Genomic DNA, 8176 nt, shown 5'->3' on the forward strand with positions numbered 1-8176 from the left:
ACCGCTCTGTTCTCGGCGTCGCTCACCGGGTCCTCCGTGGTTTCGCGGGCTACCGCCTTCGAGCCCGAGGTTCGCGCCGAGCTACTTCCGCTCACCGCGATGGTGGCGCCGCGTCCCCGAATCCTCGTAGTAGCCCGCCGTAGCGGGGTCTGATTCGGACCGGCCCCCTCGCTGCGGGCTGATTTGACTTGTTAGTGCTGGTCCCCTCTGTCAACTGAGCCACGACATTCTTCGGGAAGACCTACTTTCAATGACCATCCTGACTCTTGATACCGACCTGTTCCACGCCGCCGCTCCCAAGAGCCTCCGTGCCGAAGCCGCCGGGCTGACTCCGGCGCAGTTCCACAGCCGTTACTGCGCGCACGGCGGACCGATCCGCCTCGGCGAGTGGTCGCCCGCGGGCAGCCGCACCGCGGAGTTCACCGCCACGCTGGAATTCTCCGGCCATCTGCGGACCGTCGTCGCCACCGGCAGCCCGGTCGCGGCGATGACCTCGGCTCTCTACGAAGAGGGCTACCCGGTGGAGATCCTGCAGTTCCACCAGCGGCGCACCGCCGACGGCACCGCCACGTTCGTGCGGTGCGAATGCAACGGCAGGCGCGGCTGGGGCGCGGCGATCGCGGACGACAGCGCCGAGTCGACGGTGCGCGCCATGATCGCGGGCGTCAACCTGCTCGGCGCGTTCTGATCCTGGGCGGCCGACCGCGGGAGGCAGTGCGCCGGCCCGGGGCGGACGCACCACGCCGTAATCGCAGCAGGCCCGAACACGGACCGCCGCTCCAGCGGTGTCCGAGTTCGGGCCCTGGTTGATTTCGCTGCCGCGCAGCGATTTCCGATCCGTGTTTACTGTTCGGGCTGCCCGGCTGCCTGCTGCTCGGCGAGTTGCTTGCGTACCTCGTCCATGTCCAGCGCCTTGACCTGGGTGACCAGATCCTCGAGCGCGGCGGGCGGCAGCGCGCCGGGCTGCGCGAACACCAGCACGCCCTCCCGGAAAGCCATGATGGTCGGGATGGAGCGAATGTTGGCGGCCGCCGCGAGGCCCTGCTCGGACTCGGTGTCCACCTTTCCGTGCACCACGTCGGGGTGCTTGTCGGAGGATGCCTCGAAAGTCGGTGCGAAACTCTTGCACGGACCGCACCAATCGGCCCAGAAGTCGACGAGTACCACGTCGTTTCCGGTGACGATCTCATCGAAATTGTGCTGGGTCAGCGTCTGGGTGGCCATGACGTCCTCTCGTTTCGGTGTGCCTGCTATAACGCGGGCTGTTCCGGTTATCTTCCACGGCGGATCCGGCCGACCGGCCACTCGCGCCGCTGATCCCCGTCCCATCGACGGATACCCAGCACGGTCGCCGGAAAATCCCGGTCCCGGGCGACGGCGTGAATCGCCTCGCCGAGTTGGTGCGGCGGGACCCGTCTGGCCAGGGTGATGTGCGGGGTCCAGGCATCCGGATGCACGTTGGCCGGAACGCCGGGGCACGGGGAGATCGTGTGGAAGATCCGGTGGTGCAGGGCGAGCAGCGCCTCGGAGGGGACCACCAGCCGCACCAGGATGGGGCGGCGTGCACCGAAGACCACCAGACCGCCCAACCGCACGGGAATCGGCGCGAAGGTCTGCTCGTCCAGTGCCTGCTCGATCCGCGGCCAGATCTGCCTGGCCACCGCGGCGGTGATGTGCGGGCGGTTGGACTCGTCGGTGCGCGCGGCGAGGCTCGGCACGCCGGCCTCGGCGAGCAACTGCCACTGGCGGCGGATCTCGACGTCGGCGGCCTCGTCGAGGAGTAGTTCGACCGACTGCACCATGATCCCCGAAGGTAACCGCAGTCGGCGGGTTCGCGGGCCGGTTCCGGCGCCCGGGCACGTCGGCGAGAGGATGTTGCGGTGAACGACGCGAACCAGACCCGCACGGACCGGGCACTGCGGCTCGGCCTGATCGACGGCGACGGCATCGGGCCCGAGGTGGTGCGGGCCGCCGAGCGCGTGGTGGACGAGGCGCTGTCCGCCGCGGGCGCCGCGCCGGTCGAGTGGGTGCCGCTGGCCATGGGGCACCGTGCCATCGCCGAGTTCGGCACTCCGCTGCCCGAGCGGACGCTCGAGGAACTCGCCGGAGTCGACGCCTGGATTCTCGGCCCGCACGACAACGCGTCTTATCCGGCCGAACATCGCGTCGCGCCGGGCGGAATGATCCGCAAGCGCTTCGACCTCTATGCCAACATTCGTCCCGCGCGGGCCTTCGCCGGCGTGCACGCGGCAGCGCCGGACATCGATCTGGTGATCGTCCGTGAGAACAGCGAGGGTTTCTACGCCGACCGCAATATGTTCGCCGGCTCGGGGGAGTTCCGGCCGACGCCGGACGTCGCGCTCTCGGTCGGTGTGGTGACCCGCGCCGCTTGCGAGCGGATCGCGCACCAGGCGTTCCGGTTGGCCGCGACGCGACGCAAGCGGGTGACCATCGTCCACAAAGCGAATGTGCTGCCGCTGACCATGGGACTGTTCCGCGACGTATGTCAGGAGGTCGGCCGGGAATATCCCGGGGTCGAGGTGGACGACGAACACGTCGACGCGGCGGCCGCGCACCTGGTCCGCGCCGCCGTCGACTACGACGTGCTGGTCACCGAGAACCTGTTCGGCGACATCCTGTCCGACCTGGCCGGGGAATTGAGCGGTTCGCTCGGGCTGGCCGCCTCGCTCAACTGCTCGGCCACCACGGCGATGGCCCAGGCGGTGCACGGCGCCGCGCCCGCACTCGCCGGCCACAACCGCGCCAACCCGACGGCGTTGCTGCTGTCGTCGGCGATGCTCTTGCGCTGGCTGGCAGCCCGGGACACCGACGCGACCTTGGCGCGGGCCGGTGAGCGGATCGAACGGGCCGTCGCCGCGACCTTCGAGGCGGGCATCGCCACCGCCGATCTCGGGGGACTGGCATCGACCAGCGAATTCACCGAGCAGGTCTGCGCCAGGGTGCATCGCAGGTGAACGCGACGTCGTGCGGGCGCTAGGGCGAGGCCCGTGCCCAGCGGGTGACTCCGCAGCCCGGTCGGGTGATCGACCGGCGGCCGGGTAGGGTGTTGCGCCGGTGTACCGGCACACGGGCGGCGCGGATCGCGGGGGAGTTCGTGTTGCTGTTGCATTACTGTCCAGCGCGCAGCGTCCCGGTCGCTTAGATTTCCAAACGGGTGATGACGCCCGGGTTGCGTGGATCCAAAATGTGGAGGACTGCTGTGTCTGATCGTTCGTTTCTCGGCAGGCGCGCCGTGCGAGCCGCCATGGGCGCGCTCGCGGCGGGCGCACTGGTGCTGACCGGCTGTGCCACCAACACCGAGGAAACCGGCCCTTCGGCGCCCAAAGTGCAGGTGGACAAGGTCGACGAGATCGCAGCGCAACTCCCCGACAAGATCAAGCAATCCGGCAAGCTCGTCGTCGGCGTGAACGTCCCGTATCAGCCGAACGAGTACAAGGACGCCAGTGGCCGGATCGTCGGTTTCGATGTGGACCTGATGGACGCGGTGGCGTCCGTGCTCGGCGTGAAAGCCGAGTACGTCGAGTCGGCCTTCGAGAAGATCATCCCCTCGATCCAGGCCGGGACCTACGACGTGGGCATGTCCTCGATCACCGACTCCAAGGAACGCGAGCAGCAGGTCGACTTCACCACCTACTTCAACGCCGGCATCCAGTGGGCGCAGCAGAAGGGCAAGCCGATCGACCCGGAGAACGCCTGCGGCAAGAAGGTCGCCGTGCAGGCCACCACCGTGGAGCACACCGACGAGGTGCCCGCCAAGAGCGCCGAGTGCGTCGCCGCGGGCAAACCCGCCATCGACATCAAGCCGTTCGACGAGCAGAGCGCCGCGACCAACGCGCTGGTGCTCGGCCAGGTCGACGCCATGTCGGCCGACTCCCCGGTGACGGCGTACGCGATCAAGCAGAGCGACGGCAAGATCGAGACCGCGGGCCCGGTGTTCGACTCCGCCCCCTACGGCTGGGCGGTGCCCAAGGGCGCGCCGCTGGCCGCCGTGCTGCAGAAGGCGGTCCAGCACCTGATCGACAACGGCAAGTACCTCGAGATCACGAAGAACTGGGGCGTCCAGGAAGGCGCCATCACCAAGTCCGTCGTCAACGGCGCCGTGAGCTGATCGATGGCGGACGACGACACTCGGTCGGCGCCCGGTGATCCCGGCCCCGGCGGAGCGGACCCGGCGCGGGAGCCGGAGCCGATCAAAGCGGTTCCGCTGCGCAGGCCGGGGCGCTGGATAGCGGCGGCGGTCATCCTCGTGCTGGTGGCGCTGTTCGTCTACGGCGCCGCGACCAACCCGGCTTATCGCTGGGACACCTACGGGAAGTACCTGTTCGACAGCCGGATCACCGCGGGCGCCATCGTGACGCTGGAACTGACCGTGTGCGCGATGGCGATCGCGGTGGGGCTCGGGACGATGCTGGCCGTCATGCGGCTGTCGCCGAATCCGGTGCTGCGGAGCACGGCGTGGGTGTACCTCTGGATCTTCCGTGGCACTCCGGTGTTCGTGCAGTTGGTGTTCTGGGGGCTGGTCCCTTCGCTGTACAGCCAGATCCACCTGGGCGTTCCGTTCGGGCCGCAGTTCTTCCAGCTCGACGTGCAGCAGTTGCAGGCGGCGTTCGCCTTCGCCGTGCTCGGCCTCGGTCTCAACGAGGCCGCCTACATGGCCGAGATCGTCCGCGCCGGGATCAATTCGGTCGGCGAGGGGCAGCGGGAAGCGTCGTTCGCGCTCGGCATGTCCTGGAGCCAGACCATGCGCCGGACGGTGCTGCCGCAGGCCATGCGCGTGATCATCCCGCCGACCGGCAACGAGCTGATCGGCATGCTGAAGACCACCTCGCTGGTCACCGGCATCCCGCTGAGCACCGATCTGTTCGGCCGGGCGCGCGACATCTACGGCGTGAACTTCCAGCCGATTCCGCTGCTGCTGGTCGCGGCCACCTGGTACCTGGCGATCACGAGCGTGCTCATGGTCGGGCAGTACTACTTGGAGCGCTACTACTCGCGCGGCGTCTCCCGCAGGCTGACCGCCAAGCAGCTGCAGGAACTCGCCGACGCGCAGCAGGGAGAGAAGGCGAAATGAGCGTGGACGTGGAGAAGACCACCTCCCCCGCGATGGTCGTCGCGGACCGGGTCTGCAAGAACTTCGGCGCGCTGCAAGTGCTCAAGGGCGTTTCGCTGGAGGTGGGCCGCGGCGAGGTGCTGTGCTTGATCGGGCCGTCGGGCTCGGGCAAGTCCACCTTCCTGCGCTGCATCAACCACCTGGAGCAGGTGAACGCCGGGCGGCTCTACGTCGACGGCGAGATCGTCGGCTACCGGGAGAAGAACGGCAAGCTCTACGAGATGCACCCGCGCGAGGCGGCCGAGCAGCGCCGCGAGATCGGCATGGTGTTCCAGCACTTCAATCTGTTCCCGCACCGGACCGCGCTGGAGAACATCATCGAGGCGCCCACCCAGGTCAAGAAACTGCGCAAGGCGGACGCGCTGGCCAAGGCCAGGGAACTGCTGGACCGGGTCGGCCTGGCGGACAAGGCGAACGCCTACCCGGCGCAGCTGTCCGGCGGTCAGCAGCAGCGCGTGGCGATCGCCCGTGCGCTGGCCATGGAGCCCAAACTCATGTTGTTCGACGAGCCGACCTCCGCGCTGGATCCGGAGTTGGTCGGCGAGGTTCTGACGGTCATGCGGGAACTCGCGCGAACGGGTATGACGATGGTCGTGGTGACCCACGAGATGGGTTTCGCGCGCGAGGTCGCCGATCAGCTGGCGTTCATGGACGGCGGCGTGGTCGTGGAGGCGGGACCGCCCCGCGACGTGCTGGCAGATCCGCGGCACGAGCGCACCAAGGCTTTCCTTTCGCGACTGCTCTGATCTCCGATCGGAGTTTCCCTGGTTTTCGCGCCGGTCGACACGCGAGGTCGAGTATCGCGCTGGTCATGGGCGCAGTCATCGGTGCGTGGCCGCGATGATGGCGTCCAGGGCGTGCTGTGCGCTGATGAGTTCGTCGATGGCGGTGGCGATCCGGTCGCGTTCCCGGTGCAGATCGGCGAGCAGGTCCGGGCAGGCGGCGGCCAGCCCGTCGCCGGTGTCGACGGTGCAGGGCAGGACGTGAGCGATGGTGGCCGTGTTGAGGCCCGCGGCCAGCAGAGTACGAATGCGACGGACCCGGTCGATATCGCTGTCGCGATAGCTTCGATAACCGCTCGGCTCACGAAAGGGTGCCAAAAGGCCCTGTTCCTCGTAATAACGCAGCAGCCGTTGGCTGACGCTCGTTCGTTGCGACAGTTCACCGATGCGCATCACGGTTCTCCGGGCTTGACTCTCACATTCATGTGAAGGTTTAGCGTAGCCGCACCAAGCCCGTCGCCCACGTCTCGGTGGGCAAGCGATGCGGAGAGACAACCTGATGCGTACACCTACGGGAACATCCGTGACCGTGCTGGGACACGGCGTCCGGGCAGCGGCGCTGGCCGAAGCTCTGGCGATGCACAACGCGGTCACGTTCTGGGCCGCGCACGACGACGGCGCTCACCCGCCCTCGGTTTCACGAGCGGATGCACCGCATGCGGCTCTCGACGGCGCTTGCCTGGTCGTCCTGTGCGTCGATGACTACGCCGCCGCGGCCGAAATCCTCCGACGAGCCGAGCGCCACATCGAGACCCGCGACGTGGTGAACCTGACCTCGGGCACCGGCGTACAGGCCCGGGAACTGGCCGCCTGGGTGGCCGAACGTGGCGGTCGATATCTCGACGGGGCGCTGATGGCGCATCCCGAGCATGTCGGCAAGCCCGAGACAGTGCTGGTGTACAGCGGTTCGGAAGAACTGTTCGCCCAGCACGAAACACTGCTCGGGCAGCTGGGCGGCGCGACCTATCTCGGCCGGGACCCCGGCACGGCGGCGCTGTATGACCTCGCGATGCTGAACTTCGCGTGGGCCACTCTGATCGGATACCTCTACAGCGCGGCATTGCTGCGCACGGCGGAGGTCCGCGCGACAACGACGGCCCCACTGCTGAATCATTGGATGTCGCACACGATCGCGTCGGTCATCGCCGACTACGCCCGGCAGATCGACAACCGCCGGTACCCCGGCGACGAGGAATGGCTCGAACTCGACGCACCCCTCATGGACCACCTCATCCAGGCCGCCCGAGACCGGGGGATCGACACCGAACTGCCCCGGCTCATCAAATCGCTCACGCACAAAGGCATCGACGCCGGCCACGGCAAAGACAGTTTCGCAAGCCTGATAGAGATCATCGCCGACGCCTGAGCGCCGGGTCGGCACACTTCACCGGCAACGCCCGGCACCCATGATTTCGTATGAGACGGCGGCCCGGTCGCGATGTGCGAGATACACCGCTGGTGGCCCGGTCGAATCATTCGCCTGTGCGCAGGGCTATCCGCAACCGGCCGAGCAGCACTTCGGCCGCCGGGCTCCCGGGCCGGTCGTTGCGCCAGACCAGCGCGAGACGTCCGCGCAGTTCCGGATCGATGATGCGCATCGTCCGCACTCCGAAGGCGGCCGACTCCTCGGCGGTGAGCTCGGGCACGACGGCGACGCCGAGACCGCGGGCGGCCAGGCGTAGCAGCAGCGCGGGCGCCGCCGCCTCGTAGGCGACGGCGGGTTCGAATCCGGCCGCCGCGCAGGCGCGCTCGAAGACGCCGCGGATGCCGGTGCCCGGCGTCAGGCAGATCAGCGGACGATCGCGCAGCGCGGTGAGCGGGATCTCGGCGTCGTCGCCGGGATCGCCCGCCGCGACCGCGGCCACCACCGCCGTCTCCAGCACCACTTCGACGCCGATGCCGGGATCGAGCTGCGCGCCGGTCATCCCGATCACGGCGATATCCAGCTCACCCCGGCCGAGCGCCGCCAGCATCCGCTCGGAGGTGTCCTCGGTGAGGCTGATGCCGACCTGCGGGTGGTCATGGTGGAAGTCGGCGAGCACCGCGGCGACGTCGAATTCCTCGACCGCGGCCCCCGAAATGAGGCCGACTCGGACCTGCCCTCGCAGCAACCCGGTGAACTCGTCCACCGTGTGCGCGATCCGCTCGGCGGCGGCCAGCGCCGCCTGCGCGAGCGGCAGGACGGCGGCGCCGACCTCGGTCAGGGTGACCGTGCGGCCGCCGCGGTCGAGCAGCGGATGGCCGAGTTCGCGCTCCAGCTGGC

10 protein-coding genes are annotated in these 8176 nt (G+C 68.6%); 6 read left to right on the forward strand and 4 right to left on the reverse strand.

Annotated features, from left to right (window positions below):
- The first annotated feature begins 250 nt into the window (after positions 1 to 250).
- The gene (locus ON27_RS10200) at positions 251 to 688 is read left to right on the forward strand and encodes a 2-isopropylmalate synthase (protein WP_043723324.1); all 438 of its coding nucleotides are present in this window, start codon (positions 251 to 253) and stop codon (positions 686 to 688) included.
- A gap of 155 nt (positions 689 to 843) precedes the next feature.
- On the opposite strand, the gene trxA is transcribed toward ON27_RS10200, so the two are convergent.
- The gene (gene trxA / locus ON27_RS10205) at positions 844 to 1224 is read right to left on the reverse strand and encodes a thioredoxin (RefSeq protein ID WP_043723327.1); all 381 of its coding nucleotides are present in this window, start codon (positions 1222 to 1224) and stop codon (positions 844 to 846) included.
- A 47-nt stretch (positions 1225 to 1271) separates the two neighbouring features.
- Positions 1272 to 1802, reverse strand: a complete 531-nt coding sequence (locus ON27_RS10210; protein WP_043723330.1) for a 2'-5' RNA ligase family protein — start codon at positions 1800 to 1802, stop codon at positions 1272 to 1274.
- Positions 1803 to 1880: 78 nt separating this feature from the next.
- On the opposite strand from ON27_RS10210, the gene ON27_RS10215 reads away from it, so the two are divergent.
- The 4 genes from ON27_RS10215 to ON27_RS10230 all read left to right on the forward strand — a co-directional run bounded on the left by ON27_RS10215 (position 1881) and on the right by ON27_RS10230 (position 5877).
- Positions 1881 to 2975: an isocitrate/isopropylmalate dehydrogenase family protein gene (locus ON27_RS10215; protein WP_051046410.1), complete on the forward strand. Its 1095-nt coding sequence runs from the start codon at positions 1881 to 1883 to the stop codon at positions 2973 to 2975.
- A 290-nt stretch (positions 2976 to 3265) separates the two neighbouring features.
- Positions 3266 to 4129: an ABC transporter substrate-binding protein gene (locus tag ON27_RS10220; protein ID WP_245559900.1), complete on the forward strand. Its 864-nt coding sequence runs from the start codon at positions 3266 to 3268 to the stop codon at positions 4127 to 4129.
- 3 nt (positions 4130 to 4132) lie between these two features.
- Positions 4133 to 5092, forward strand: coding sequence for an amino acid ABC transporter permease (locus tag ON27_RS10225; RefSeq protein WP_043723336.1), 960 nt, complete (start codon positions 4133 to 4135; stop codon positions 5090 to 5092).
- 32 nt (positions 5093 to 5124) lie between these two features.
- Entirely contained in the window at positions 5125 to 5877 is a 753-nt protein-coding gene (locus tag ON27_RS10230; RefSeq protein WP_043723348.1) for an amino acid ABC transporter ATP-binding protein, read from the forward strand.
- 75 nt (positions 5878 to 5952) lie between these two features.
- On the opposite strand, the gene ON27_RS10235 is transcribed toward ON27_RS10230, so the two are convergent.
- On the reverse strand, positions 5953 to 6306 hold the full coding sequence (locus ON27_RS10235; RefSeq protein ID WP_043723338.1) for a MerR family transcriptional regulator: 354 nt from the start codon (positions 6304 to 6306) through the stop codon (positions 5953 to 5955).
- 130 nt (positions 6307 to 6436) lie between these two features.
- Between ON27_RS10235 and ON27_RS10240 the strand changes: the two genes are divergently transcribed.
- Complete coding sequence (locus ON27_RS10240; RefSeq protein WP_218002974.1) at positions 6437 to 7279, forward strand: imine reductase family protein; 843 nt, start codon at positions 6437 to 6439, stop codon at positions 7277 to 7279.
- Positions 7280 to 7385: 106 nt separating this feature from the next.
- Here ON27_RS10240 and ON27_RS10245 read toward each other — a convergent pair.
- Positions 7386 to 8176 (reverse strand): LysR family transcriptional regulator (locus tag ON27_RS10245; protein WP_043723343.1); only part of this gene is annotated, 791 nt, incomplete at its 5' end.

The sequence above is a fragment of the Nocardia asiatica NBRC 100129 genome (genome assembly GCF_000308415.1).
In the GTDB taxonomy this organism is placed as follows: domain Bacteria; phylum Actinomycetota; class Actinomycetes; order Mycobacteriales; family Mycobacteriaceae; genus Nocardia; species Nocardia asiatica.

What these genes read in the sequence shown, in the direction of transcription:
- ON27_RS10200 (WP_043723324.1), top strand. Translation starts at nt 251, where the DNA reads ATGACCATCCTGACTCTTGATACCGACCTGTTCCACGCCGCCGCTCCC.
- trxA (WP_043723327.1), bottom strand. Translation starts at nt 1,224, where the DNA reads ATGGCCACCCAGACGCTGACCCAGCACAATTTCGATGAGATCGTCACC.
- ON27_RS10210 (WP_043723330.1), bottom strand. Translation starts at nt 1,802, where the DNA reads ATGGTGCAGTCGGTCGAACTACTCCTCGACGAGGCCGCCGACGTCGAG.
- ON27_RS10220 (WP_245559900.1), top strand. Translation starts at nt 3,266, where the DNA reads ATGGGCGCGCTCGCGGCGGGCGCACTGGTGCTGACCGGCTGTGCCACC.
- ON27_RS10225 (WP_043723336.1), top strand. Translation starts at nt 4,133, where the DNA reads ATGGCGGACGACGACACTCGGTCGGCGCCCGGTGATCCCGGCCCCGGC.
- ON27_RS10230 (WP_043723348.1), top strand. Translation starts at nt 5,125, where the DNA reads ATGGTCGTCGCGGACCGGGTCTGCAAGAACTTCGGCGCGCTGCAAGTG.
- ON27_RS10235 (WP_043723338.1), bottom strand. Translation starts at nt 6,306, where the DNA reads ATGCGCATCGGTGAACTGTCGCAACGAACGAGCGTCAGCCAACGGCTG.